Consider the following 26,327-nt stretch of genomic DNA (forward strand, 5'->3'; position numbering starts at 1 on the left):
GATGTTAGGCGACGGAGCCGCTCGCGGCGGGCCGCCCGGAGCTCGGCGGGAGACCGGGGCCGGGGAGACTGGAGGAGGGGGCCGAGCGAGGAGGGCGCCATGACGACGTACGACCGGCTTCCCGGGGACGCCGCGCGCGCCGTGGACGAGATCGCCGCCGCGGTCGGGAGCGTGCCGGAGGCCGAGCTCGACGCGATCGCCGGGGAGCTGCTCGCGGCGCGCCGGGTCGCCTGCTACGCGCCCGGCCGGGAGGGCCTGGCGCTGCGCGGGCTGGTGATGCGGCTGTTCCACGCCGGGCTCGACGCTCACTACGCCGGCGAGATGACCTGCCCGGCCGTGGGGAAGGGGGACGTGGTCGTCCTGTCCTGCGGCCCCGGCCGGCTGTCCACGGTGGAGGCGCTGGCCGGCGTGGCCGTGCGGGCGGGCGCCCGCGTGCTGTACCTGACGGCCCAGCCGCGGAACCCGCCCGCCGGCCGGGCGGATCGCGTCGTCCGGATCAGGGCCCAGACCATGGCCGACGACCGTGACTCGACGGCCGTGCTGCCCATGGGGAGCGCCTACGAGATCGCCCTCTTCGTCCTGGCCGACCTGATCACCAACCGGGTCCGGGCACACCGGTCGGAGCCGGCGGAGATGTCGCGATCACGCCACACGAACCTCGAATGAGCTCGGACGCTCAGGCGCAGGTCTTCGTCTCCGGGGCGCAGAACTTGACCTCGGGGTAGCGCGCCGACGCCTTGTCGAGCAGGGGCTCCCGCTCGCCGCGCAGGTGACGGTCGAAGAAGGCCCCGACGTAGGCGCGCGTGACCTTCATCGAGCGCGCCCCGGACAGGTCGGCTCCGATCTCGATGCCGAACTGGTCGGCCAGCAGCCCGACGTCGGTGAAGGACTCGTGCACCGTACCCGTCACCAGCAGCCAGCGCTTCCACCCGGTGAGCAGCTTCCAGTCGTTCTCCCATGAGGCGGCGGGGGCGCCGGATCCCGGCGTGTACGTCGCCGGCTTGCCCAGGAACAGGAACGGGCGCGACAGCCCGCCCTCCGGGATCGAGCCCTCCGTGGTGCCGTCGATGTCGATACCGGCGCGCAGCCGGGAGTCCCGCACCATCGCGTCGAGGGTGCTCGCCCCTCCGGCGGAGTGCCCGGCCATCGCGATCCTGGACGGGTCGACGAGGGCGGCGAGCTTGCCGCCCTTCCCGGTCAGCTCGTCGAGCACGAAGGAGACGTCGGCCGCCCGCCCCTTGCCCAGCTTCTTCCAGAACGCCGGGTCGTGGTCGCCCTCACAGGCGACGCAGGTGGTGACCCGCCCGTCGGGGAAGGTCGTGGCGACGTTCTCGTACGTGTGGTCGATCGCGGCGACCGCGTAGCCCCTGCTGGCCAGGTCCTCGGCCAGGCCGGTGAGCGTGGCGCGGGGCTTGGTGAAGCCCGGCGAGAGGACGACGAGGGGCAGGCCGTGGCCGCGCCGCGCGGGCCGGGCGTCGGTGAAGGCGTTGGTGCGCGTCCTGCTCAGCACGTCAAGGGGCACGCCGGTGATCCCGCCGTCCTTCAGCAGGGCCTCGGACTCCTTCGCCGTCATGTACGACGCCCGCCGCTTGCCCGGCGACGCGGCCGGATACCACAGCGACACCATGAGCTCCCTGGCCTTCGCCGTGGGGACCCAGGGATCGGGACGCGAGGTGTCCTTCAGGTACAGGGACGTGGTGCCGACCGCGTGCGACCCGGTCGGCTTCGGCAGGGCGGGCGTGACCGCCCGGACGCCGGTCGCCGGCGTGGCCGCGGTCGTGGACGGTGCCGCGTTCGCGGGGGACGTCAGGCAGGCGGACGTCACCAGGATCAGAACCCCGGCCGCTAAGCCGGACATGCGAGACATATTCATACGCACAGTGTATATACCCGGTGTATATACGCGGCACATAAGCAGGACGGAAGCGGTGACTTCGCGGTAACCGAGTGAGGTGAAAGTGCCGTCTTCCCTGCATGCCGCCGGTGACGAAAGATGCTCCTAGTTACCAGAAAGAACCAAAAGTGCGGAAGGCTCTCATGTCCTCATCCACCGAACGCATGGACGCGCGCTCCTGGGGCGTCCTGCTCGTCCTCGCCGGCGCCGTCTTCCTCGAAGGCATCGACGTGGCCATGCTCAACGTGGCGCTGCCCGCGATCCGGGCCGACCTCGGCCTGTCCACGGAGGTGCTCAGCGGCGTCGTCTCCGCGTATGTGCTGGGCTACGGCGGGTTCATGCTGCTCGGCGGGCGCGCCGCCGACCTGCTGGGCCGGCGCCGGATGTTCCTGACCTGGCTCACGGTCTTCCTGGCGTTCTCGGGGCTGGGCGGCCTGGCCACCGAGGGATGGACGCTGCTGGTCGCCAGGTTCGTCACGGGGGTGGCGGCCGCGTTCATGGCGCCCGCCGGGCTGGCGCTGCTCACCGGCAACTTCCCCGAGGGCCCCCGGCGCACCAAGGCACTCGGCGTGTACGCGGGCATCGCCGCGGGCGGCTTCTCCCTCGGCCTGGTCGCCGGCGGGCTGCTGGCCGCGCTCGGCTGGCGGTGGGTGTTCTTCGCCCCGGTCGTCCTGTCCGCGCTGATCCTGGCGGCGGCCGTCCCGCTGGTCAAGGACTCTCGCGAGCGGCAGCGGGGCGGCTTCGACCTGGCCGGCGCGTTCACCATCACCGGGTCGATGCTGCTGCTGGTCTACGGGGTGATCCGGCTGGAGCATCCCGGCCAGGGGCTGTGGGTCACCGTCGCGGTGTTCACGGCGGGAGTGGCGCTGCTGGCGGCGTTCGTCGTGATCGAGCGGCGTTCGGCCGACCCCCTGGTGCGGCTCGGCATCCTGCGATCGGCGCCGCTCGTCCGCGCCAACCTCGGAGCGCTGCTCTTCCTCACCTCGTTCGCGGGGTTCCAGTTCCTGGCCACCCTCTACCTCCAGGAAGTACGCGGCTGGAGCACCATCCAGACCGGGCTCGCCATGCTGGTGATCGGCATCGACACCGTCCTGGCCCCGACCGTGACACCGTGGCTGGTCAACCGGTTCGGCAACGCGCGGGTGCTGTTCGGCGGGCTGGCGCTGGCCGCCGTCGCGTACGCGCTGTTCCTGCCGGTCGGGAACGACTGGACGTACGCCGCCATGTTCCCGACCATGCTGCTGCTCGGGCTGTCGTTCTCCCTGGCGTACGGGCCGCTGACCATGGCCGCCACGGAGGGCGTGGACGAGCACGAGCACGGCCTGGCCGGCGGCCTGCTCTACACCGCCTTCCAGTTCGGCACCGCGCTGGGGCTGGCGGCCGTCACCGCCGTGAGCGTCGCCGCGCTCGGCGACGCCACCGGCTCCGAGGCCAGGCTCGACGCGATCCGCGCGGCCCTCGTCGTCCCCGTGGCCGCCGCGGTGCTGGCCGTCCTGGTCACCGCCTTCGGCCTGCGCGGCGCCCGCCGGCCCGCGCCCGAGACCGCCGAGCCCGCCCCCGCGCGGGCATCGGCCTGAGGAGGATGGCGATGGCCTCCAGGACACGGTCGTTCGCGACGATCGAGCCCCGGTTCAACGCCTACATCGGCGACATCGTCTACGCCACGATGACCACCGTGGACGCCAGGGGACGGCCCCGGGCCCGGGTGCTCATCCCCGTCTGGGAGGTGGTGGACGGCCGCCCGCTCGGCTGGCTGGCCACGTACCGGACGCCCGTCAAGGCCGCCCACCTGGCGGGCAACCCGCACACCACGTTCTCGTACTGGAGTCCTCGCCAGAACGCGGTGAGCATCGACGCCGTCGCCGAGTGGGTCGTCGACAGGGAGGTCGGCCGCCACGTCTGGGACCTGTACGCCGACGGCAGCCCGCCGGGCGCCGGCTACGACCTGGGCGCCTTCTGGAAGGGCGTCGACGACCCGAAGCTCCATGTGCTGCGGCTGACGCCGTGGCGGGTCCAGGTCATCCGGGGCACCGACCTGCACAGCGTGATCTGGCGGGACGACCTCCCGGGATGACGTGACCGGTCAGGCCACCCCGGGAGGACCGCCCGGCAGGTGAACCGGCGGGGAAGGCGGGCGCGTCAGGGCTGGATCGGGGCGACGACCACCTCGACGCGCTGGAACTCCTTGATGTCGGAGTAGCCCGTCGACGCCATCGTCCGCTTGAGCGCGCCCATGAGGTTCATCGACCCGTCGGCGACACTCGACGGCCCGTGCAGGATCTGCTCCAACGTGCCCACCGTGTCGAACCTGACGCGGCGACCGCGCGGCAGGTCGGGGTGGTGCGCCTCCGAGCCCCAGTGGTAGCCGTGGCCGGGCGCCTCGGAGGCGCGGGCCAGCGGCGAGCCGACCATGACGGCGTCGGCGCCGCAGGCGATGGCCTTGGCGATGTCGCCCGAGGTGCCCATGCCGCCGTCGGCGATCACGTGCACGTAGCGGCCGCCCGACTCGTCGAGGTAGTCGCGGCGGGCCGCGGCGACGTCGGAGACGGCGGTGGCCATCGGCACGGCCACGCCCAGCACGTTGCGCGTGGTGTGCGAGGCGCCGCCGCCGAACCCGACGAGCACGCCCGCCGCGCCCGTGCGCATGAGGTGCAGCGCGGCCGTGTACGTGGCGCAACCGCCCACGATGACCGGCACGTCCAGCTCGTAGATGAACTGCTTGAGGTTGAGCGGCTCGGCCCGGCCCGACACGTGCTCGGCGGAGACCGTGGTGCCGCGGATGACGAAGATGTCGACGCCCGCGTCGATCACGGCCTTGTGGTACTGGACGGTGCGCTGCGGCGAGAGCCGCACGGCCGTCGTCACGCCGGAGGCGCGGATCTCCTCGATGCGCCGGCCGATCAGCTCTTCCTTGATCGGCGCCGTGTAGATCTCCTGCAGCCTCTTGGTCGCCGCCTCGGCGTCCAGCCCGGAGCACTCCTCCAGCAGCGGCGCCGGGTCCTCGTAGCGCGTCCACAGCCCTTCGAGGTCGAGCGGGGCCAGGCCGCCGAGCCGGCCGATCTCGATCGCGGTGGCGGGCGACACCACGCTGTCCATGGGGGCGACCACGACGGGCAGCTCGAACCGGTAGGCGTCGATCTGCCAGGCGATCGAGACCTCCTCCGGGTCACGCGTGCGCCGCGAGGGAACGAGGCCGATCTCGTCGAGCGCGTACCCCCGCCGTCCCGTCTTCCCCCGGCCGATCTCCACCTGCTGAGTCATGGATTACCTTCTGTGATAGTTCGGAGCTTCGACGGTCATCTGGATGTCGTGCGGGTGGCTCTCCTTGAGGCCCGCCGCGGTGATCGGCATCAGCTGGCAGTCGGTGTGCATCTGCCCGATCGTGCGGCACCCCGCGTACCACATGCCCTGCCGCAGGCCGCCGATGAGCTGGTGCGCCACCGCGGCGACCGGGCCGCGGAACGGGACCTGGCCCTCGATGCCCTCGGGGATGTACTTGTCCTCGCCGCCGACCTCCGCCTGGGCGTAGCGGTCCTTGCTGAAGGAGGTGCCGCCGCGCTCGCGGTTGCGGACCGCGCCGAGCGAGCCCATGCCCCGGTACGACTTGAACTGCTTGCCGTTGATGAAGATCAGCTCACCCGGCGACTCCTCGCAGCCGGCGAGCAGCGAGCCGAGCATGACCGTGTCGGCGCCCGCGGCGATCGCCTTGACGATGTCGCCGGAGTACTGCAGGCCGCCGTCGCCGATGACCGGCACCCCGGCGGGGCCGCAGGCCAGCGCCGCCTGGTGGATCGCGGTCACCTGCGGCGCGCCGACCCCGGCGACGACCCGCGTGGTGCAGATGGAGCCCGGCCCGACGCCCACCTTGACGGCGTCGGCGCCCGCGTCGACCAGCATCTGGGCGCCGGCCCTCGTGGCGACGTTGCCGGCGATGACGTCGACCCTGCTGTTGGCCTTGACCTTGGCGACCATGTCGGCCAGGCCCTTGGAGTGGCCGTGGGCGACGTCGACCACGATGACGTCGACGCCCGCCTCGATGAGCGCCTTGGCCCGTACCTCGGCGTCGCCGCCGACGCCCACCGCCGCGCCGACCACGAGCCTGCCGTCGGCGTCCTTGGTGGCCAGGGGGTACTGCTCGCTCTTGGTGAAGTCCTTGACCGTGATGAGCCCGCGCAGCCGGCCGTCGGGGTCGACGAGGGGCAGCTTCTCGATCTTGTTCTGCCGGAGAAGGGTGAACGCGTCGTCGCGGGAGACGCCGACCGGGGCGGTGACCAGCGGCATCGAGGTCATCACCTCGCGCACCGGGCGCGCCTGGTCGGTCTCGAACCGCATGTCGCGGTTGGTCACGATGCCGACGAGGATGCCGTCGCGGTCGGTGACGGGCACGCCGGAGATCCGGTACGTGGCGCACAGCCGCTCGACGTCGGCCAGCGTGTGGTCGGGGGTGCAGGTCACCGGATTGGTCACCATGCCGGCCTCGGACCGTTTGACCAGGTCGGCCTGCTGGGCCTGCTCCTCGGCCGCCAGGTTGCGATGGAGGACGCCGATGCCGCCCTGCCGGGCCATGGCGACCGCCATGCGGGCCTCGGTGACCGTGTCCATGGCCGCCGAGACCAGCGGGATGGACAGCGTGATGTTGCGTGACAACCGCGAACTGGTGTCGGCCTCACCCGGCTGGAGATCCGAATAACCCGGCACGAGCAGCACGTCGTCGAAGGTAAGACCCACCTCGGTGAACTTGGACATGCTGCGGCCCCCTCCTGCCGTTGCGCGTGATGGGGACAAGTCTAGGGCCTGGGTCCAAACAGGAAGGATGCCGGGAGGACGATGACCCCCACGGCCCGTCGTACTCCCGGCATCGAAAAAGGGCCGGGGGACGGGACGGTCGGTGATCCGTCCCGTCCCCCGGCCACCGGCGGCCCGGGCCGGAGCGCGCGTCGCGCCACCGGACCCCCCTCCGTGCCCTGATGGCCTGCGCTCCGCGGCCCGCTGGTCCGCCGACTCTCCGTCAAGCCTGCGTCACCCAGCGGCACGCCGCAATGTGCAAACGTGCAATTGCACGAAGTTGCACCGATGCCGCGTCATCCCGCGCAAGGGGGCGGACATGGCGAGGATGCCGCGTTATCCTCGCGGCACCCCCGGTCCCCCGTACGGAGCCATCCGCCATGCGCAACGAGTCACCCGACGTGCCCGATCCTCTCGCGGCGCTGGGCCTCGACCCCGCTCAGTCGGCCCTCTACACGGCGGTGCTGCGCCTGCACCGCGCCACGCTCACGGAGCTGGCGGAGGCGATGGGCGGGCCGTGCGACAAGGTCGGCAGGCAGCTCGACGACCTCGTACGGCTGGGCGTGGTCGACGAGCACTCGGGCGAGTACCTGGCCCGTCACCCGGCGGGCGCGCTCGGGCGGCTGATCGCGCAGCGGCTCGACCGGCTCGCCGAGGAGAGCAGGCGCATCGACTCGGCCCTCGGGTCGATCCGCGGCCTCATCCGCGACTACGACGCGGGACGCGACTACCAGAGCGGGCCGTTCCCGGTGGAGCTGGTCAGCGGGGCGGACGTGCTGTACGAGAGCGTGGTCGGCATGGCCGTGCAGTCGCCGCCGATGACGGTGCTCACCGCCATCCCGGACGAGCGCACCATGAGCGACTTCGCACGGAAGTTCGCCGATCCCTGGATCGACGCGCAGCAGCGCGGCCTGCTCACCGTGCGCGCCGTCGTCCCCGTCGAGACCCTGGCCATGCCCGGCGTACGCGACCGGCTCGGCCGCCTGCTGGAGACCGGCGGCGGGGTCCGCACGCTCGACCGGGTGCCGAGCTGGTTCATGACCGCCGGCGACGAGGCCGCCGGCCTGCCCGCGCTGTGGGGCGGCAACCTGCCCGACCACGCCTACAACTTCTATCTGTTACGCACGCCGATCGTCGTGGGCGTGCTCACGTCGCTGTTCGAGGAGTGGTGGGGCCGGTCCGTTCCCATGCCGTGGGGCCACCGCTCCGACGGCACCGTCCAGGTGATCCGGCTGGCCGCGCAAGGCATGTGCGACGAGTCGATCGCCCGGCACCTCGGCGTCTCCGTCCGCACCGTACGCGCCAGATTCGCCGACGCCATGACGCGACTGGGCGCGCAGTCCCGCTTCCACGCGGGTGTGGAGGCCGCCCGGCGCGGATGGCTTGGCCAGGCCACTGACGACCGGTGACCACCACCGGGGCCGCATCGGTCATATGGTGGGAAGGTGCTGGAAGACGTCCCCCGCGACCCGTTCGCGGACGATCCGAACGACCCCTCCGCCGCGATGGGTGAGCTCGACGACGCCGAGCCGCTCACGGCCGCCGAGCGCGACGAGGCCATCACGGACCTCGCCGACGTGGAGGTGTTCCGCTCCCTGCTGGAGCCGCAGGGGGTGCTCGGCCTGGTACTCGACTGCCCCGAATGCGGCGAGCAGCACTTCTTCGACTGGGACCTGCTGCGCGGCAACCTACGCCAGATGATCGAGAAGGGCCGGCCACAGGTGCACGAGCCCGCCTTCCACCCCGACCCGGCCGACTACGTCACCTGGGAGTACGCCAGGGGCTACGTCGACGGCGTCATCGACACCGAGGAACGCCGCTGACCGACGGGCTCCGCACCGCCCTCAGGGGCGCCACCGTCCTCGTCGTCGGTGTCGGCCCGCAGGACGGCCAGCAGCCGCGCGGCGGGATCGTCATGAGGGGGCGGCTCCCCACGGGCGAGGGCATCGAGCAGCGCGTCGCTCCCGTCCTCCGGAGCCGCGACGAAGCCGGGAGCCGGTCCGGCCGCAGCGCACTCCTGCGTCAAGCCGACTCCAGCTCGGCCATCTGCCGCAACCTCGCGAGCGCCCGGTGCTGGGCGACCCGGACCGCACCTGGTGACATGCCCAGTACATTACCGGTCTCCTCAGCAGACAGCCCCGACACCACCCGCAACAGCAGCAACTCACGCTGGTTGTCGGGCAGCCTGGCGAGCAGCCGGCGGGCGTGCTCGACCTCGATGTAGCGGACCACGGTCTCCTCGGGCCCCGGTCCGTCGTCGGGCCCGTCGGGCAGGTCCTGCGTCGGCACGGCCGAACGCACGGAGCTGCGCAGCGCGTCGGCCACCTTGTGCGACGCGATGCCGAAGACGAACGAGGCGAACGGACGGCCCATGTCGCGGTAGCGCGGGAGCGCGGACAGCACCGCGATGCACACCTCCTGGGCCACGTCATCGGCAATGTGATATTGCCCTGAAACCCTGCCCAGCCTGGCGCGACAATAGCGCACCACCATCGGACGCAACTCGGCGAGCAGGGATTCGATCGCACCGCGATCTCCCTGCACGGCGAGACTGGTCAGTTCCCTAAGGTCGGAGTCATCCGTCCGTGCCGGAAGTCTCGACGCGAGCCTTACCCCAATTTTGGCGTCGGCGACGCTTCCCTCGCTCACGTTAGGCATGATGCCCGCACTGATCGGGCCTGTCGTCATCGCGAACGGCTACGGATTGGTCACATTGAAGAGACGGCGACGGCCCGTGATCGAATGACGACAGTAAGGCTTTCGCACTGGAGGAATATTTCACCCCATAAGGCGAAATGCGCGGAATTCGTCAGCGGTGCAGCCCGGACAGCATGGTGCGACAACACGGTGCGACAACACGGCTCAGACAACGCACCGAGGCGAGAACATGTCAGGCACACGACGCTTTGCCGGCACCTTTGGTTTACCGCGATAAGTCACTATTTTCAGGTACATGGCGGCTCGCTGCGTTGTATCTATTGGTACCACGTCACATCTCATTAGCCGCCTTATCAGGACGAGTCATCCGGGTGCCTCGCCCGTCCGGCCGCCGGCCGCCTCCCGCAGGAGAGCCCAGCACGACCCCACCCCCGGAGGCCCGGACACGCAGGCCCATCCCGCCAGAGGCCGAGCACCCGCCCACCCCACGCCGCCTAAGGCCGGGCACCCGCAGCCCCCGCCGGAGGCCGGGCACGCGAACGGCCCGCCCCCGGGAGTGGGGGCGGGCCGTTCGTGAGCCGTGGTGTCACCGGCCGCGCGGGCCGAAGCCCGTCAGCCGGTGACCCTCAGGTCGTCAGTGGCCGTGACCGTGGCCGTGGCCCTGGCCGGCGGCCGGGGCCTCCTCCTCGGGCTTGTCCACGACGAGCACCTCGGTCGTGAGCAGCATGCCCGCGATCGAAGCGGCGTTCTGGACGGCCGAGCGGGTGACCTTGACCGGGTCGATGACACCCTGCGCGATCAGGTCGCCGTACTCGCCGGTCGCGGCGTTGAGGCCGTGGCCGGCCTCCAGCTCGGCGACCTTGTGGGTGACCACGTAGCCCTCGAGACCGGCGTTCTCGGCGATCCAGCGGGCCGGCTCGACCAGCGCGCGGCGCACGACGCCGACACCGGTGGCCTCGTCGCCCGTCAGGCCGAGGTCGTCCAGGTCCTTGGAGACGTGGATCAGGGCCGAGCCACCGCCGGAGACGATGCCCTCCTCGATCGCGGCGCGCGTCGCGGAGATGGCGTCCTCGAGACGGTGCTTCTTCTCCTTGAGCTCGACCTCGGTGGCCGCGCCGACGCGCAGCACGCAGACGCCGCCGGCCAGCTTGGCCAGCCGCTCCTGCAGCTTCTCGCGGTCCCAGTCGGAGTCGGACTGCTCGATGGCGAGCTTGATCTCCTTGACGCGGTCCTCGATGGCCTGCTGGTCACCGGCGCCGTCGACGACGGTCGTGGCGTCCTTGGTGACGACGATGCGACGCGCCTGGCCGAGCACCTCAAGGCCGACGTTCTCCAGCTTGAGGCCGACCTCTTCGCTGACGACCTGGCCGCCGGTGAGGATGGCCATGTCCTGCAGCATCGCCTTGCGGCGGTCGCCGAAGCCCGGCGCCTTGACGGCGACGGAGGTGAACGTGCCACGGATCTTGTTGGTGACCAGGACGGCCAGGGCCTCGCCCTCGACGTCCTCGGCGACCACGAGCAGCGGCTTCTTGGTCTGCGCGACCTTCTCCAGCATCGGCAGGAAGTCGGCGATCGAGGCGATCTTGCCCTGCGTCAGCAGGATGTAGGCGTCCTCGAGGACGGACTCCATGCGCTCGGGGTCGGTGACCATGTAGGCCGACAGGTAGCCCTTGTCGAACTGGAGGCCCTCGGTGAACTCGAGCTCCATGCCCATGGCGTTGGACTCTTCGACCGTGAGGACGCCGTCCTTGCCGACCTTGTCGAACGCCTCGGCGATCAGCTCGCCGATCTTGGCGTCCTGGGCGGAGATCGTCGCGACGTTGGCGATCTCCTTCTTGTCCTCGACCGGGCGGGCGCTGGCGAGCAGCTTGTCGCTGATCTCCTTGGCCGCCTTGTCGATGCCGCGCTTGAGCGACAGCGGCGAGGCGCCGGCCGCCACGTTGCGCAGGCCTTCGCGGACCATGGCCTGGGCCAGGACCGTCGCGGTGGTGGTGCCGTCACCCGCGATGTCGTTGGTCTTGGTGGCCACTTCCTTGGCGAGCTGGGCGCCGAGGTTCTCGTAGCGCTCCTCCAGCTCGATCTCACGAGCGATGGTCACACCGTCGTTCGTGATGGTCGGAGCACCGAACTTCTTGTCGATGACGACGTTGCGGCCACGGGGGCCGAGGGTAACCTTCACGGCATCCGCGAGGGCGTTGACGCCACGCTCAAGAGCGCGACGGGCGTCCTCGTCGAACTCCAGGATCTTCGCCATTTTGCTGAAAGTCCTCTCCTAGTGTCGAAGGCCCCGGCCGCTCACGCGCCCGGGGCCCGACACCACCGGCTTACTTCTCGATGATCGCGAGAACGTCGCGGGCGGAGAGCACGAGGTACTCCTCGCCGCCGTACTTGACCTCGGTGCCGCCGTACTTGCTGTAGAGGACGACGTCGCCCTCACTGACGTCGAGCGGGATCCGCTTCTCGCCGTCCTCATCCCAGTTGCCCGGGCCCACCGCGAGGACCTTGCCCTCCTGCGGCTTCTCCTTGGCGGTATCCGGGATGACCAGGCCGGAAGCGGTGGTCTGCTCAGCCTCAAGCGGCTGCACCACAATGCGGTCGCCGAGCGGCTTAACGGGAACCTTGGTGGCGGTCGTCACGATCGGACCTCCCCTTCAGATTTGAATGATCTAGAAGAGGCGACCAGCGGGGCCTGCCGTCGCGGGTGCCAGACCTGCCTCGTCGCACGTTGGCACTCTCAAGGGGAGAGTGCCAAAAGGAAACATATGCAAGAGGGGCTTGACAGTCAACACGAACACGTCTGCTGAGAGCGATAACCCATCCTCGCAGGTCGTGACGGGGTCCCGGATCGGGGGCCGCACGGGAGGCGCTAACGTCGTACGGCGTGGACCTGGACGCCTTCACCGAGCTGCTCACTCCGCGCGGACAGCGCGCGCTCGCGGAGGCGGGCGAGCTCCAAGGGGGCGACCCCGTGGCGGCCGCGACGAGCCTGCGCCGGACCTACGACGCCGCGCTCGCCTCGGCGGCGCTCACCCAGGCGCGGCTCCGGGACCGGGCGCGCGCCAAGTTCGGCGCGGACGCCGAGCTGATGTACTTCACGCCGCACGGCCTGGAGCAGGCCACCCGGGCCGAGGTCGCCGCCCACCGCGCCGCCCGGCTCACCGCGCTGTGGCACGACTCACACCGTTCGCAGGGCCCGCGAACGCGCCAGGGAGCGGCGGCTCGGGAGGACGACACCGTCTCGGGGACGCGCCCGCAGGGCCCGCACGACTCCCGTCCTCATGACTCGGGTCCTCATGACTCCGGCCCGCACGGCTCCGGCCCGCACGGCTCCAGCCCGCACGGCTCCGGCCCGCAGGACTTCGGTCCGCCCTGCTCGGGCACGCCCGGCTCGGGCACGCAGGGGGCGGGGCCGAGGGTCGTGGACGCGTGCTGCGGCATCGGCGGGGATCTCCTGGCGCTGGCCCGGGCGGGCTGTGTCGTGGACGCCGTCGACACCGACCCGCTGACCGTGGCCGTGGCCAGGGCCAACGTCGAGGCGCTCGGACCGGCCGGACGGGTCACGGTCCGGGTGGCCGACGCCGCGTCCGTGTCGCCCGAGGACTACGACGTGCTGTTCGCCGACCCGGCCCGGCGCACCTCCAGGGGCCGCACGTTCGACCCCTTGGCCTACTCCCCGCCGTGGCCCGTCGTGCTCGACCTGGTCGCCCGGGCCCGGTGGGCCTGTCTCAAGGTCGCCCCGGGCATCCCGTACGAGTTCATCCCGGAGACGGCCGAGGCCGAGTGGGTCTCGTACAAGGGCGAGGTGAAGGAGGCCTCCCTGTGGACGCACCCCGGCGCCCGCACGACCGACAGGCCGGACACGACGGCGGGCGGCGGGCCGGTCCGGCTGGCCACGTTGCTGCCCGGCGGCCACGTCCTGCGTGACACCGGCGCCGTCGCCCCCGTCGGCCCGCTGGGCCGCTACGTGTACGAGCCCGACGGCGCGGCGATCCGCGCGCACCTGGTCGCCGAGGTCGCCGAACTGGTGGACGGCCGCCTGCCCGACCCGATGATCGCCTACATCACCGGGGACGACCCGGTCGACACATCCTGGGCGTCCCGGTACGAGGTGGAGGAGGCGCTGCCGTTCTCGCTGAAGCGCCTGCGCGCCGCTCTCCGCGACCGGAAAATAGGAAATATCACTATTAAAAAGCGCGCCTCCGCCGTGGACATCGAACGCCTTCGCGGAGATCTGCGACTTTCGGGCAGTGAATCCGCCGTGGTCATTCTGACCCGGATCATGGGTAAGCCGTCCGCCCTGATCTGCCGCCCATGCCCACCTGCGTAAATAGCAAAGCAGGGCACTTGTGCGGCAACCACGATATTTTCCCGCACCACTGACGTGGCTTGATCGAGAGGCTAAGGTGGGCGGGCGGGAGTTCTCCCCCCTGTAGCGGTTTACCGCGTTCTCCTTCTTCCATCTGCAAACCGGACCTATCCCACCGCTGCGCGATGAACCGTCGGCGAGTGAAGGAGCTTTCGGTGGATCATTCCAACCACACCACCCTCCTGCAGACAGGGGGGCACAGCAAGGTCCCGGAGAGAATGCGGGAGCTGCTGGCCCGCGCCGCGCAGGATCATGTGTACGAGCAGCGCACGCAGGGGGCCGTCCTCGACGAGATCCGCCAGCGGCTCGAAGGCATGGAGTGGCTGCTGCGCGAGGTGCGCGAGCGGGAGCTCGGTGGGTTGAGCGGGACGCTGGAGACGGTGAGCGGGCGCCTTGACGACATGGCCGCCAAGCCGCCCATGTGGGCCGAGGGCCTCGCCCAGCACGTCGAGGCGGTCCGCGACCACGTGGACGCCGTCGGCTCGCAGGTGGGCTCCGTGGACGCCCGGGTGGAGTCGGTCCACCAGCGCGTCGCCCCCGTGGTGGAGCTCCCGAACATCTGGGACGATCTGACGACCATCGGCGGCGGCGTCGAGGAGACGTTGAAGCGGCTGCAGTCGGTGCTGGACGGCGGCGAGGGCATCGCCAAGCGGATGGGCGAGTTCGCGGCCGTCATGGCCCAGCTCGGCTCCAGCATGGAGGCCGCCGCCAGCCGCTTCACCCGGCTCGACAGGTCGCTCGCCGAGCTGACGGCGCGCACCGACCGGGTCGAGAACGTGGTGGCCGAGCTGTCCAGCGGGATCGCCTCGGGGCTGTCCAGCGGGCTGGACGGCCGGCTGGCCGCCGCGGCCGAGCAGGCCGGCACCCGGGCCGCCGCCGTCGGCGAGCAGGTCAACGCGCACGTGGACGCCGTGGCCGAGAGGCTGACCGCGCACGTGGACGTGCTCGCGGGCCAGGTGAGCGCCGTGACCGACCGGCTGACGACCGCCGAGCAGCGGCTCGCGGCGCGGGTGGAGGAGTCGCGGCAGGAGCTGGCCACCTGCCTGGAGGAGACGCAGCAGCAGGTCGCGGTGCGGCTCGACGAGCTCGACGCGCGCATGGAGGGTGTGGACGGCCGCCTGGCCGGGATGGACTCCCGACTGGGGTCCGTCGACAAGCGGATCGTCTCGCTCGACGGGCAGCTCGGCGCCCTGGACGGCCGGATGGACGGCCGCTTCACCGCCCTCGACGGCCGCCTGACCACGCTGGACGAGCGCGCGGTCGCCGCCGGCGAGCGGCTGGGCGCCGTGGACGAGCGCGTGGGCGGGGTCGAGCAGCGGATGGCGGCCGTGGACCAGCGGATGGCGACGGTGGACCAGCGGGTGGCCGGCGTCGACCAGCACCTCGGCGAGAACGCGACCCGCAACGAGGCCCGCTTCAACCACCTGGACAACGACCTTGAGTCGCTGGACGAGCGGCTGAGCGAGGTCGAGGAGCATCTGACGACCCGGTTCGACGCCGTCGACAGCACGGTGACGGGCCGTTTCACGACCGTCGACACGAAGCTGGCGGCCGGGTTCGACGGGGTCACGAGCCGCCTCGACCGCAGCGACAGCGCCATGGCCGCCCATTTCGCCACGGCCGACGCCAACCTGACCGCCCGCTTCGACACGGTGGACGGGCTCGCCACCCGCCTCGACGCGGTGGACACGGACATGGCGACGCGGTTCGACCAGGTGGGAAACGCCATCCAGACGGCCATCCAGGCGAGCATGCAGACCCGCTTCGACGGCGTGGACCGGCATCTGACGGACCTCGCCACCCGCGCCGAGCAGGCGGGCGAGCAGCTGGAGACGGTGGACGACCACCTGGAGGCGGTCAACCAGCGGGTGAGCCAGCTCCCGGTCACGCTGGGCATCGGCGAGCGGATCGAGGAGGCGATCGCCGCCCGCGCCGCCGACGAGGCCGACCGTCTGACGGCGGCGGCGGGCGCGCTCACGGAGCTGCTCCAGGCGCGGCCCGACCGCGAGGAGCTGACGCGCACGGTGACGGGCATCGTCACGCCGGCCACGGCGGACCTCACCAAGCGCCTGGGCTCGCTGGAGGAGACCATGCTGGCCCTCGCCGAGGCCCTCCTCCGTCCCACCCGGCCGAAGGACTGACCCGCCGTTCGGATCGGCACCATCCGCTACGGCAAGGCCGACGCCCACGTGGTCACGAGTGAGCCCGGCCGCGCGGGGTGCCGGCTCCTGAGCTGCTGCGGTTTTCCACAGGTGGAGTCGGCGGAGCACCGCATTCCGCCGCACCGCCGATCTCCCTAGCGTTGCGCACATGATGCAGATGATGATGAACGTGCTGGTCGCGACGGCCGTCACCGCGGGTGGCCACGGCGTGGACGTACGCTCCGACCTGGAGAAGATCGTGGCCGGCGGCGGGGCCACGGCCGCCCTGGCGCGGGTCTCCGACGGCGGACACACCTGGTCGGGCGCCGTGGGTGTGCGCGACATCGAGCGCGAGGGACGGCCGTCGCCCAACGGGTACTTCCGGATCGGCAGCGTCACCAAGACCTTCGTCGCGACCGTTGTGCTCCAGCTCGTGGACGAGGGCAGGATCCAGCTCGACGACCCCGTCGACCGGTACCTGCCCGGCCTGGTGCCGGGCGGCGCGCAGATCACCGTCCGCCGGCTCCTCAACCACACCAGCCACCTGTACGACTACATGAGCGAGCCCGGATACTCGACCAACCGCTGGCGCGGCGACGCCCGGTTCCGCTCCTACCAGCCGCGTGAGCTGCTCGAAGTGGCCTTCGCCAAGAAGCTCCCCGACGACGGGAAGTGGCACTACTCCAACACCAACTACGTGGTGCTCGGGCTGCTGGTGGAGAAGCTGACCGGCCACCCGTACGGCAAGGAGGTCACGCGCCGCATCCTGCGGCCGCTGGGGCTGCGCCACACCGTGGTGCCGGGCGACCGGGCGGGGCTGCCGGCGCCGCACGCCAAGGGATACGAGCCGCTGCCCGGCCTGGTGGACGCCACGCGGATGAACCCCTCGCTGGACTGGGCCGCAGGAGAGATGATCTCGACCGCGGCCGACCTGGAGCGGTTCATGTCGGCGCTGCTCGACGGCAAGCTGATCAGCAAGACATCATTGCAGGCGATGCGCACGACGGTCGAGACCGGAGCCGGGTTCGGCTACGGGCTCGGACTGCAGGCCTACCGGCTGCCGTGCGGCACGGTGTGGGGACACAGCGGCGAGCTGATCGGATACCTCACGTTCGCGTTCCGCTCGGACTCCGGCAAGTCGATGACCCTGTCGATCAACCCCTCGACCCGCAACCCGTCCACCGAGGAGGTCATGGGCATCGCCGTCAAGGTGTTCTGCGGCTCGGCGGTTCAGCGGCGCGACTGACGGTCCCGGCCACCCCGGCGGGGCCTGGACCACCGTGACCGACGCCGCACACGTCACACATGAACCGTCGTGATCGGCATCGACGAGTCGGCCGGGATCTCCAGGGCGGACGGGGTGATCCCGGCGGCCACCAGGTCGGAGCCCAGGGCGGCCACCATGGCGCCGTTGTCGGTGCACAGGCCCGGCCGGGGCACGCGCAGCCGCACGCCCGCCGCGTCGCACCGCTCCTGGGCCAGCGCGCGCAGCCGCGAGTTGGCCGCCACGCCACCGCCGATGAGCAGGTCGTGCACGTCGTACTTGCGGCACGCCTGGAGCGCCTTGCGCGTCAGCACGTCGACCACGGCCTCCTGGAACGACGCCGCCACGTCCGGCACGTGGATGGACTCGCCGGCCGCCTCGCGCGCCTCGACCCAGCGGGCCACGGCGGTCTTGAGCCCGGAGAAGGAGAAGTCGAGCGTGCCGTCGTCGATCTTGCCGCGCGGGAACGTGATGGCCGCGCCGGAGCCCGAGGTGGCCGCCCGGTCGATGTGCGGGCCGCCGGGGAACGGCAGCCCCAGCACCCGCGCCACCTTGTCGAACGCCTCCCCCGCCGCGTCGTCCACCGTCGAGCCGAGCGAGATGACGTCCTGGGCCACGTCGGGCACCAGCAGCAGCGACGAGTGGCCGCCCGAGACGAGCATGGCGATGCACGGCTTGGGGAGCGGGCCGTGTTCGAGCTGGTCCACGGCGACGTGAGCGGCCAGGTGGTTGACGCCGTAGAGCGGGACGCCGAGGCCGAGGGCGTAGGCCTTGGCCGCGGCGACGCCCACCAGCAGCGCCCCGGCCAGGCCCGGCCCGGCGGTCACCGCGATCGCGTCGATGTCGGAGAACCTCAGGCCGGCCTGCGCCAGCGCGGCCTCCACGGTCGGCGTCATCGCCTCCAGGTGGGCCCGGGAGGCCACCTCGGGCACCACGCCGCCGAAGCGGGCGTGCTCCTCCATGCTGGACGCGATGGTGTTGGCCAGCAGCGTGTGGCCCCTGACGATGCCGATGCCGGTCTCGTCGCAGGAGGTCTCGATGCCGAGGACCAGTGGTGCGTCAGCCATCCAGCTTCTTCCTCATCATGATCGCGTCGGTGCCGTCGTCGTAGTAGCGGCGGCGGATGCCGATCTCCTCGAACCCGAAGTGCTCGTACACGCCGCGGGCGCGCGGGTTGTCGTCGCGCACCTCCAGGAACATCTCGCGGGCGCCGCGCCCGCGCGCCTCGCGCAGCAGCTCGGCCAGCATCGCGCCGCCGACGCCGGTGCCCTGGTGGGCCTGGAGCACCGCGATGGTCTGCACGTCGGCCTGGTCGGCCGCGGCGGCCATGCCCGCGTAGCCGATGATGACGTCGTCGACCAGCGCCACCACGTAGTGGCGGGTGCGGGGCTGGTCGGCCAGCTCGCCGCGCATCATGCCCTCGCTCCACGCGTCGAGCGGGAACGTGGCGCGCTCGATCGCCATGACCGCGGGCAGGTCGTCCTCGGTCATCCGGCGCAGCCTCACGCCGTCACCCTCTTGGGCGCGCCGGGCACCACCGCGTCGGGACGGCGCAGGTAGATCGGGCGGGGCGGGTCGAGCGGGACGCCGGCGGCCAGGCGCTCGACGGCGAGGGCGGCCAGCGAGCCCGCGTAGGGGTAGGGCGGGTCGCCCGGCTCGCCGAGCACGTCGGGGTAGAGGGCGGCGCCGGCCCCGACGACCGGCAGGCCGTCCGCGGGCACGTCGGCGGGCCGGTCGACGGCCGGGCCGCTCACCCTGGTGCGCAGGTCGGCGTACCGGGCCCAGAACACCTCCTTGCGCCGCGCGTCGGTGGCGGCGATGAACGGCTCGTCGCGGCCGCTGCCGTAGGCGACGGCGTCGAGCGTGCAGATGCCGTACGCGGGGACGCCCAGCGTCGTGGCGAGCGCCTGGGCGGTCATCAGCCCGACGCGCAGCCCGGTGTACGGGCCGGGACCGCTGCCGGCGACGACGGCCGTGACGTCGCGCAGCGCGGCGCCCGCCTCGCCGAGCACGATCTGGATGGTGGGCGCGAGCAGCTCACCGTGGCGCCGGGCGTCGATCGTCGTCGACTCGGCGAGAACCCGCTCGCCGTCGTGGAGCGCGGCGGTGACCGCTGGGGTCGCGGTGTCAAAGGCGAGGACCAGCACGACTGAATAGCCTACCCGCCACCCGGCTCACTCCCTGCCGCTCGTCAGGACCAGCCGGTGCGCCGCCTGAGCCAGTCGAGGGCCACCGCGCCCTGGGCGAGTTGGAACGCCCGGAGCGTGGGCAGACCCGGCGGCGCCGGCTGACGGCCCTGCCGGACGAAGTAGCCGGCGAACGCGGCGATCACCGCGGTGATCGCCGGGTCGGGGTCGGTGACCAGCTCGTGCGGCGGCGGCCCGCCCTGCATGCCGACCGACGGCAGCAGCGCCACCCGGTCGAACCAGGGCGCGCCGACGCACGCCCACGGCCAGTCCACGACGTAGACCCGGTCGCCGGCGAGCAGGATGTTGTCGGCCCGCAGGTCGGCGTGGAGGAGCGTGTCGCCGGCGGCGGCGCGGGCCCAGCCCGACTCCAGCTCCGCCAGGCCGTCGAGGTGGCGCAGCGCCCACGGGTCGAGGCCGGTGGTGTCCTCGCCGAGGAGGCTGCGCCAGCCGCGGAAGGAGTCGCCGAACAGCTCGCCCGCGGACGGGGCGACGATGGGCGCGGGAGTGAGCGCGGCGGACATCCGGTCGACGGCCGCGAGCACCCGGTCGAGCTCGTCGCGCCGCCACGGCATCGCCGGGTGGCGGCCCTCGATGTCCTCGAAGACCAGCACCACCCACCCCTCGGCCTCGAACGTCGTCAGCAGCCGGGGCGCGGGCACGGACGCGGGCAGGGCGGCGGTGATCGCGGCCTCGGCGCGGTAGATGCCCACGGCCTCGGCGTTCGGCTCGGGGCCGACGGCCTTGACGAACGCGCGGCGCCCGTCCGCGGTGCGCAGCCGCACGGCGGCGGCGGGCGAGAAGCCGGTGTCCTGCGTGACCGCCTCGGCCACGGGACCGCCCAGGAACTCCTCGACGCCGGCGCGGGCGGCCGGGTGCACCCGCTCCCACGGGACGCGGCTGCCGGTGGCCGGCGGATTGGTCTCCACACTCATGTCCCCATCATCCGGGGCCGGGCAACCGGATTTTCCCCGTGCCGGGAGGGGACGGCTCAGGCTCGGGAGGCGTAGACGATGATGTTGTCCACGTACTCGCCCTTGGCGTAGTCGAAGGTTCCGCCGCAGGTCACCAGCTTGAGCCCGTCGTCCACGTACACCTTCCTGGCCGGGAACCGGTCCTTGTGGACCTGCTCGACGGCCTCCACCTTGTACGTCGCGACCTTGCCGTCGCTGCGCTCCACCTTGACCAGCTCGCCTTTGCGGACCTTCCTGAGCTTGTAGAACACCGCGGGCGCCGTCTTGGTGTCGACGTGGCCCACGATCACCGAGGCGCCCTTCTCGCCGGGCACCGCGCTGCCGGTGTACCAGCCGGCCACCTTGGGCTTCTCGTACGGCGGCAGCTCCACCTCGCCGCCCTTGGTCAGCCCGAGCTTCATCAGCGGCGCCTCGACGTCGATGGACGGGATGTCGATGCTCTCGGGCACCACCTTGGCGGCCTGCTGGGTGCCGATCTGGGTCTTGCCGAACATGACCAGCAGCAGTCCCGTGGCGGCCCCGGCGAGCACCACGCGTCCCGGACGTGCCATGGCGTCGTCCTCGTCAGGCTCGGTTGCGGCGCTTGAGCGCGATCCCGACGCCGGCGGCCAGGGCGAGGCCGAGCAGCACCCCGGCCGGGGCGAGTGGCAGGCCGGAGCCCTCGTCCACGTCCTTGCCGAACGTGCCGCCGCCGCCCGCGCGGGGGGCGCGGGTGGGCACGTGGCTGGGCAGCGGGTCGGCTCTGACGACGCGCAGGGTGGCGCGGCCCGTGTCGTTGGTGCCGTCGCACTTGACGTCGACCCGGTAGGTGCCCCGCGCGATGGTGCCGGACACCTGGGCCTCGCCCCGCACCCAGGGGCCGGGGCTGGGCGTGGTGGTTGCGCCGGCGGCGGGGGTCGGGGTGGCGGGGTTGAGCGGGACGCCGCTGACGAACGCCCGCGAGGTGGCGGTGCCGGTGTGGGCGGGGCCGCCGGTCGGCACGGGGCAGTTGGCGAGGATCCACACCCGCGACGTCTCTCCGGCGGTCACCCGGTCGGGGTTGAGCTCGACCTTGATGGAGGGGCGGACGGCCGGGGCCGTGGCGGTCGTGGTCGCGGTGCTGGTGGCGGTCGTGGTCGCCGTTGCGGTCGGTGTGGCCGTGGGGCTGGTCTCCGCCTGGGCCGAGCAGCCCAGCGCGCCGATCATCAGGATGGCTCCCGCGGACGCGAATCGCCTGACACCGAGCACCAGCGCACCCCACTTCGCCGTCTTCCACCAAGCATCCATCAAAAAGACGGACGCTGCCCCTCCTGATACCCAGAAATTCTGGGGGAATCCATCGCCAACGATCATGTTTTCCGTGAATTGGCGAGATATGCCAAGGGTGACAGCATTGCCGGGCGTTGACCCGCGTTTTACTCTTCGGGCCGCTCGAACGGCGTGTCGCGACGGGGTGAGAGAGCGGCCCCTCAGCCGGACCAGCGCGCGCCGACGCCCCGCAGCGTCACGAGGCGGGCGTCGTCGCCGGTCTCACGGTCGATGTGGATCTCCAGGCGGTCCTCGGACAGCCCCTCGACCAGCCCCTCACCCCATTCGACGACGGTGACCGAATCCTCCAGCGAGGCGTCCAGGTCGAGGTCGTCCACCTCCAGGTCGCCGCCGAGGCGGTAGGCGTCGGCGTGGACCAGCGGCGGGCCCTGGCCCAGCGACGGGTGGACCCTGGCGATGACGAACGTGGGCGAGGTGATCGGCCCCCGCACCTTCAGGCCCTCGGCGATGCCCTGCACCAGCGTCGTCTTGCCGGCGCCCAGCGGGCCCGACAGGACCACCAGATCGCCGGGGCGCAGCCGGGCCGCGAGCCGGGCTCCGTAGGCGCGCATGTCGTCGGCGGTCGGCAACCGCTCCGCGTTCACCGCGTACTCCCCACTCTCTACAGCTCCACTCTCTTGATCAGGTCGCGCAGCACGTCGTTGACCGCGCCCGGCCGTTCGAGCTGGACCAGGTGGGAGGTGTCGGGCACCTCGGTCAGCTGGGCCTTGGGCAGCGCCGCGGCGATGGCGCGGCTGTGGTCGGGCGGGGTCAGCCAGTCCTTGTCGCCGACGATGATCGCGGTGGGCACGGGGTCGAGGACGTCGAGCGCGGACAGCTTGTCGTGGTTCATCAGCGCGGGGTAGAAGTCGGCGATCACCTCGGTCGGCGTCGCCCTGATCATGGACTCGGCGAAGTCGACCAGGGTGGGGCTGACGTTCTTGGAGTCGCCGAAGCCGACGTAGCGGGTGATGAGGAACGCGATGTCACTGCCGGCGTTGCGGGTGCGGTCGACCAGCGCGCCACGGCGTCCGAGCATGGACACCGCGCCGGGTGCCACCTTGTGGACGACCTTGGACACCAGCGCGGGCAGGCCGAGCGTGATCTCGGCCAGCTTGCCCGCCGAGGTGCCGATGAGCGCCACGCCCTTGATCCGGTCGCCGAACAGCTCGGGCCGGCGGTCGGCCAGCGCCATGATCGTCATGCCGCCCATGGAGTGGCCGACCAGGACGCAGGGGCCGGGCACGAACGTGTCGAGCAGCTCGGCCAGGTCGTCGCCGAGCCGGTCGATCGTGGCGTCGCCGGCCTCAGCGCGCTGGGAGCGGCCGTGCGAGCGCTGGTCCCACAGCACGACGCGGTGGCTCTCGCGCAGGTCGCGGCGCTGGTAATGCCAGGACTCCAGGCTGAGACAGTAACCGTGGCAGAAGACGACCGTCAGCGGCGCGCCACTCCCGTCCTCCGGCCCGTCGATCTCGACGTGCAGCGCCACGCCGTCCGAGGTGGTCAGCGTGCGCTCCCGGCCCCGCAGCTCGCCGAACGGCTCGGCCAGCTCGGCGTCGGGACGCACCCTGATCCGGCCCACCGCGTAGCGCTTGGCCAGTGTCGCCGCAGCGACCCCCGCCGACGCGGCACCGACGATGGCTCCGGCGATGCCGACCCTGCGGCGTGTCGTCGTGGTCATGGCCCCGTGCCCCCTCTCACTCCTGGCTGTCGCGCACGTGGACTCGCGGCACCCGCGCGCCGATCCTCGTCACGATCTCATGCGTGATGGTGCCGAGGTTATCCGCCCACTCCTGAGCGGTGGGCTCGCCCCTACCCCCGGATCCGAAGAGAACGACCTCCTCGCCCTCGGCCAGGGCGTCGTTCCCGAGATCGATCATGAACTGGTCCATGCACACACGCCCGGTCACGGGCCTGCGCCGCCCTCCGGCCAGCACCTCGGCCCGGCCGGTCGCGTGCCGGAGCACGCCGTCGGCGTAGCCGAGCGGGACCAGGCCGAGCCAGGTCTCACGCTCGGTGACGTGCAGGTGCCCGTACGAGACGCCGGAGCCGGCGGGGACCCTCTTGACCAGCGACAGCCGGGCGAGGAGCGTCATCGCCGGCCGCAGGCCGAAGTCGCCCAGCTCGGGGACGGGGCTCAGCCCGTACATCGCGATGCCGGAGCGGACCATGTCGAAGCGGGCCCGGGGCAGCGTCATGATGGCGGCGGAGTTGGAGAGGTGCCTGATGACGTGGGAGCCGCCCGCGCCCGACTGCTCGGCCAGCTTGAGCGCCTCCTCGAACGCGTAGAGCTGCGCGTCGATCGACGGATGGCCGGGGATGTCGGCGCAGGCGAAGTGGGACCAGAGGCCGACGATCTCGACGGCGCCCTCGGCCTGGAGGCGGACCGCCTTGGCCAGCAGTCCGGGCCAGGCGGCGAGCGGCGCGCCGCCCCGGCTCATGCCGGTGTCGGCCTCCAGGTGCATGCGGGCGGTGCGGCCGGTGCTCCGGGCGGCGGCGGCGATCTCGTCCAGGATGGTCTCGTCGGACGCCGACAGCTCGACGTCGGCCTCCAGGGCCTCCGCGACGGGCTCGCCGGGGCCGATGATCCACGACAGCACCGGCGCTGTGACGCCGGCCGCGCGGAGCTCCAGCGCCTCCCTGATGTACGCGGTGCCGAGCCTGCTCGCCCCGCCCGCCAGGACCGCCTCGGAGGACGGCACGAGGCCGTGCCCGTAGGCGTCCGCCTTGACGGCCCCCATCAGCTCGGCGCCGCCGGCACGCTCCTTGAGCAGGGCCACGTTGTGCTCGATCGCGGCCAGGTCCACCCGCGCCTGCGCGGGCGTCGCCATCGGGAATCCCATCCCCCCAGTTTGGCAGCTCACCCAGGTGACTGGGCGCGGTTCACCGGTGAACCGCCGCTCGCCCGGGTGCGCCGGGCGCGGTTCAGCGGTGAACCCGCGTCGAGCGGCCGACCTCGCGGATCGCCTCCGGGACCGCCGCCGCCACGCCCGCCGCGTGCAGCGGCGCGCCCGAGGCGGCGATCCTCCCGGCCAGCCCGTGCAGGTACGCCCCGCACGAGCCCGCGTCGTAGGTGCCGAGCCCTTGCGCGAGCAGCGCACCGGCCACGCCGGACAGCACGTCGCCGGTGCCGCCCGTGGCCAGCCACGGGGTGCCGGTGCCGTTGACCCGCACCGGCCTGCCCTGCTCGGCGACGACCGTGGTGGACCCCTTGAGCAGCACGGTCGCGCCCAGCTCGGCCGCCGCGCCCCGGGCGTGCGCCAGCCGGTCGGCCTCGATCTCGTCCCGCCCGGCTCCCGTGAGCCGCGACAGCTCGCCGGCGTGCGGGGTGACCAGCACGGGCGCCGTACGGCCGAGCAGCGCGCGCTCGCGGGCGACCACCGTGAGCCCGTCGGCGTCGACCAGCACGGGCACGTCGCTCGCCAGCACCTGCGCCAGCAGCTCCCGCGCCCAGTCGCCCGTGCCGAGGCCGGGCCCGATCACCCACGCCTGCACCCGGCCGACGCCGTCGAGCGAGGGCCGGTCCAGCTCGGTGATGACCGCCTCGGGCCAGTGGGCCCGCACCTGCGCGACCGGCTCGCCGGGTCCGGCGTAGCGGACCATGCCCGCGCCGGCCAGCAGCGCGCCGCCCACGGCCAGCACGGCCGCCCCGGTGTACTGGTCGCTGCCGGCGATGACGCCGACCACTCCTCTGCGGTACTTGTCGCTCTCGGCGGCCGGGCGCGGCAGCAGGGCCGCCACGTCGGCGCGGGACAGCCCCGCCACGTCGGGGTCGGGCAGGAACGGGCCGAGCCCGATGTCGACCAGCTCCACCTCGCCCGCGAGGGCGGCACCCGGGTCCACCAGCAGGCCGGTCTTGCGGGCCCCCATGGTCACGGTCAGCCGGGCCTCGACGGCGGCGCCCTCCACCCGGCCGCTGCTCGCGTCCACCCCGCTGGGCACGTCCACGGCGACCGTCGGCGCCGCCGCCGCGTTGGCCGCCCGGACGAGCTCCCGGTACGGCTCCCGCAGCGCCCCGGACGCCCCGATGCCGAGGAGCCCGTCCACGATGAGATCGGCCCGCCCGACCGCCTCCGCGCCGGCCACCCGGCCCCCCGCCAGCAGGAGCGCCTCCAGCCCCGCCTCGTGCGTCCTGCCGCCCGCGAGCACGGCCTCGACCCTGGCGCCGCGCCGGGCCAGCCGAGCCCCTGCGTACAGGGCGTCGCCGCCGTTGTCGCCGCTGCCGACGAGCAGGGCCACGCGGCTGCCGTACACCTTGCCGAGCAGCCCCGCGCACGCGGCGGCGAGCCCGGACGCGGCCCGCTGCATGAGCGTGCCGTCGGGCAGGCGGGCCATCAGCTCCCGCTCGGCGGCTCTGATCTGGTCGGCGGTGAAGGCGGTGCGCATGATCCGAAGCTATCCCTCCGCGATCACGTAGGCCACGGCGACGCCCGCGTCGTGGCTGAGTGACAGGTGCCAGCGCTTGACGCCGAGCTCGTAGGCGACCTCGGCGGCGCGGCCGGTCACGTGCAGCTCCGGCCTGCCGTTGTCGCCACGCCGCACCTCGGCTTCCAGGTGGCCGAGCCCGGACGGCGCGCCGAGCGCCTTGGCCACGGCCTCCTTGGCGGCGAAGCGGGCGGCCAGCGACCGCGCCGGCAGGTCACGCTCGGCCTCGGTGAACAGCCGCGCCCGCAGCCCGGGAGTGCGCTCCAGCGTGGCCTCGAACCGGGCGATGTCGACCACGTCCACCCCGATGCCCAGGATCATCCCCCCAGGCTAACGGCGCCTCCACG

26 protein-coding genes are annotated in these 26,327 nt (G+C 72.3%); 8 read left to right on the forward strand and 18 right to left on the reverse strand.

The annotated features are described in order from the left end of the window. Positions 1–99: 99 nt before the first annotated feature. Entirely contained in the window at positions 100–666 is a 567-nt protein-coding gene (locus MTP10_RS08350) for a hypothetical protein (RefSeq protein WP_310708461.1), read from the forward strand. Between the two features lie 10 nt (positions 667–676). Here MTP10_RS08350 and MTP10_RS08355 read toward each other — a convergent pair whose 3' ends face one another. Continuing rightward, positions 677–1,858 carry an alpha/beta hydrolase gene (locus MTP10_RS08355; protein ID WP_310708462.1) on the reverse strand — a complete coding sequence of 394 codons (1,182 nt, stop codon included), beginning with the start codon at positions 1,856–1,858 and terminating at the stop codon, positions 677–679. Between the two features lie 179 nt (positions 1,859–2,037). Here MTP10_RS08355 and MTP10_RS08360 point away from each other — a divergent pair, with 179 nt between their 5' ends. Together MTP10_RS08360 and MTP10_RS08365 are read left to right on the forward strand one after the other, a co-directional pair. Then, positions 2,038–3,471 (forward strand): MFS transporter, encoded by a 1,434-nt coding sequence (locus MTP10_RS08360; protein WP_310708464.1) that lies wholly within the window; start codon positions 2,038–2,040, stop codon positions 3,469–3,471. A gap of 11 nt (positions 3,472–3,482) precedes the next feature. Next, complete coding sequence (locus MTP10_RS08365) at positions 3,483–3,968, forward strand: pyridoxamine 5'-phosphate oxidase family protein (RefSeq protein ID WP_310708466.1); 486 nt, start codon at positions 3,483–3,485, stop codon at positions 3,966–3,968. Between the two features lie 65 nt (positions 3,969–4,033). Here MTP10_RS08365 and MTP10_RS08370 read toward each other — a convergent pair whose 3' ends face one another. Both MTP10_RS08370 and guaB read right to left on the reverse strand, forming a co-directional pair. Further along, the gene (locus MTP10_RS08370) at positions 4,034–5,155 is read right to left on the reverse strand and encodes a GuaB3 family IMP dehydrogenase-related protein (RefSeq protein ID WP_310708467.1); all 1,122 of its coding nucleotides are present in this window, start codon (positions 5,153–5,155) and stop codon (positions 4,034–4,036) included. 3 nt (positions 5,156–5,158) lie between these two features. After that, positions 5,159–6,640, reverse strand: coding sequence for an IMP dehydrogenase (guaB, locus tag MTP10_RS08375; protein WP_310708468.1), 1,482 nt, complete (start codon positions 6,638–6,640; stop codon positions 5,159–5,161). Between the two features lie 419 nt (positions 6,641–7,059). On the opposite strand from guaB, the gene MTP10_RS08380 reads away from it, so the two are divergent. Both MTP10_RS08380 and MTP10_RS08385 read left to right on the forward strand, forming a co-directional pair. Then, entirely contained in the window at positions 7,060–8,088 is a 1,029-nt protein-coding gene (locus tag MTP10_RS08380; RefSeq protein WP_310708470.1) for a helix-turn-helix domain-containing protein, read from the forward strand. A 36-nt stretch (positions 8,089–8,124) separates the two neighbouring features. Then, positions 8,125–8,502, forward strand: coding sequence for a DUF5319 domain-containing protein (locus tag MTP10_RS08385; RefSeq protein WP_175587859.1), 378 nt, complete (start codon positions 8,125–8,127; stop codon positions 8,500–8,502). Here the strand turns inward: MTP10_RS08385 and MTP10_RS08390 are convergent. From MTP10_RS08390 to groES, 4 genes are all read right to left on the reverse strand, one after another. Then, positions 8,463–8,705 carry a hypothetical protein gene (locus MTP10_RS08390; RefSeq protein WP_310708471.1) on the reverse strand — a complete coding sequence of 81 codons (243 nt, stop codon included), beginning with the start codon at positions 8,703–8,705 and terminating at the stop codon, positions 8,463–8,465. The genes MTP10_RS08385 and MTP10_RS08390 overlap by 40 nt on opposite strands. After that, entirely contained in the window at positions 8,702–9,337 is a 636-nt protein-coding gene (locus MTP10_RS08395) for a sigma-70 family RNA polymerase sigma factor (RefSeq protein ID WP_310708553.1), read from the reverse strand. Before MTP10_RS08395 ends, MTP10_RS08390 begins: the two co-directional genes overlap by 4 nt. 634 nt (positions 9,338–9,971) lie before the next feature. Further along, the gene (groL, locus tag MTP10_RS08400) at positions 9,972–11,591 is read right to left on the reverse strand and encodes a chaperonin GroEL (protein WP_310708472.1); all 1,620 of its coding nucleotides are present in this window, start codon (positions 11,589–11,591) and stop codon (positions 9,972–9,974) included. 70 nt (positions 11,592–11,661) lie between these two features. Further along, positions 11,662–11,976, reverse strand: coding sequence for a co-chaperone GroES (gene groES / locus MTP10_RS08405; RefSeq protein WP_253781127.1), 315 nt, complete (start codon positions 11,974–11,976; stop codon positions 11,662–11,664). 242 nt (positions 11,977–12,218) lie between these two features. Between groES and MTP10_RS08410 the strand changes: the two genes are divergently transcribed. The 3 genes from MTP10_RS08410 (at position 12,219) to MTP10_RS08420 (ending at position 17,090) form a co-directional block, all read left to right on the forward strand. Continuing rightward, complete coding sequence (locus tag MTP10_RS08410) at positions 12,219–13,664, forward strand: THUMP-like domain-containing protein (RefSeq protein ID WP_310708473.1); 1,446 nt, start codon at positions 12,219–12,221, stop codon at positions 13,662–13,664. A gap of 194 nt (positions 13,665–13,858) precedes the next feature. After that, positions 13,859–15,844 carry a hypothetical protein gene (locus tag MTP10_RS08415; RefSeq protein ID WP_310708474.1) on the forward strand — a complete coding sequence of 662 codons (1,986 nt, stop codon included), beginning with the start codon at positions 13,859–13,861 and terminating at the stop codon, positions 15,842–15,844. 169 nt (positions 15,845–16,013) lie between these two features. Continuing rightward, positions 16,014–17,090: a serine hydrolase domain-containing protein gene (locus MTP10_RS08420; protein WP_310708475.1), complete on the forward strand. Its 1,077-nt coding sequence runs from the start codon at positions 16,014–16,016 to the stop codon at positions 17,088–17,090. Between the two features lie 53 nt (positions 17,091–17,143). Here MTP10_RS08420 and tsaD read toward each other — a convergent pair whose 3' ends face one another. The 11 genes from tsaD to MTP10_RS08475 form a co-directional block, all read right to left on the reverse strand. Next, entirely contained in the window at positions 17,144–18,175 is a 1,032-nt protein-coding gene (gene tsaD, locus MTP10_RS08425; RefSeq protein WP_310708476.1) for a tRNA (adenosine(37)-N6)-threonylcarbamoyltransferase complex transferase subunit TsaD, read from the reverse strand. Next, entirely contained in the window at positions 18,168–18,599 is a 432-nt protein-coding gene (gene rimI / locus MTP10_RS08430; RefSeq protein WP_310708554.1) for a ribosomal protein S18-alanine N-acetyltransferase, read from the reverse strand. The genes tsaD and rimI overlap by 8 nt, the downstream gene beginning before the upstream one ends. Positions 18,600–18,610: 11 nt before the next feature. Beyond that, positions 18,611–19,255 carry a tRNA (adenosine(37)-N6)-threonylcarbamoyltransferase complex dimerization subunit type 1 TsaB gene (gene tsaB, locus MTP10_RS08435; protein ID WP_310708477.1) on the reverse strand — a complete coding sequence of 215 codons (645 nt, stop codon included), beginning with the start codon at positions 19,253–19,255 and terminating at the stop codon, positions 18,611–18,613. Between the two features lie 44 nt (positions 19,256–19,299). After that, positions 19,300–20,229 carry a phosphotransferase gene (locus tag MTP10_RS08440; RefSeq protein ID WP_310708478.1) on the reverse strand — a complete coding sequence of 310 codons (930 nt, stop codon included), beginning with the start codon at positions 20,227–20,229 and terminating at the stop codon, positions 19,300–19,302. Positions 20,230–20,285: 56 nt separating this feature from the next. Further along, positions 20,286–20,819, reverse strand: coding sequence for a class F sortase (locus MTP10_RS08445; RefSeq protein WP_310708479.1), 534 nt, complete (start codon positions 20,817–20,819; stop codon positions 20,286–20,288). 13 nt (positions 20,820–20,832) lie between these two features. Continuing rightward, positions 20,833–21,534 carry a hypothetical protein gene (locus MTP10_RS08450; protein ID WP_310708480.1) on the reverse strand — a complete coding sequence of 234 codons (702 nt, stop codon included), beginning with the start codon at positions 21,532–21,534 and terminating at the stop codon, positions 20,833–20,835. A 182-nt stretch (positions 21,535–21,716) separates the two neighbouring features. After that, positions 21,717–22,160, reverse strand: a complete 444-nt coding sequence (gene tsaE, locus MTP10_RS08455; RefSeq protein WP_310708481.1) for a tRNA (adenosine(37)-N6)-threonylcarbamoyltransferase complex ATPase subunit type 1 TsaE — start codon at positions 22,158–22,160, stop codon at positions 21,717–21,719. Positions 22,161–22,177: 17 nt separating this feature from the next. Continuing rightward, positions 22,178–23,236 carry an alpha/beta hydrolase gene (locus MTP10_RS08460; RefSeq protein WP_310708482.1) on the reverse strand — a complete coding sequence of 353 codons (1,059 nt, stop codon included), beginning with the start codon at positions 23,234–23,236 and terminating at the stop codon, positions 22,178–22,180. A 16-nt stretch (positions 23,237–23,252) separates the two neighbouring features. Further along, entirely contained in the window at positions 23,253–24,386 is a 1,134-nt protein-coding gene (gene alr / locus MTP10_RS08465; protein WP_310708555.1) for an alanine racemase, read from the reverse strand. 94 nt (positions 24,387–24,480) lie between these two features. Beyond that, positions 24,481–25,941 carry an NAD(P)H-hydrate dehydratase gene (locus tag MTP10_RS08470; protein ID WP_310708483.1) on the reverse strand — a complete coding sequence of 487 codons (1,461 nt, stop codon included), beginning with the start codon at positions 25,939–25,941 and terminating at the stop codon, positions 24,481–24,483. A gap of 9 nt (positions 25,942–25,950) precedes the next feature. Further along, on the reverse strand, positions 25,951–26,301 hold the full coding sequence (locus MTP10_RS08475) for a holo-ACP synthase (protein WP_310708484.1): 351 nt from the start codon (positions 26,299–26,301) through the stop codon (positions 25,951–25,953). Positions 26,302–26,327 lie beyond the last annotated feature (26 nt).

Origin of the sequence: Nonomuraea sp. 3-1Str, assembly GCF_031570565.1 — a bacterium.
In the GTDB taxonomy this organism is placed as follows: Bacteria; Actinomycetota; Actinomycetes; order Streptosporangiales; family Streptosporangiaceae; genus Nonomuraea.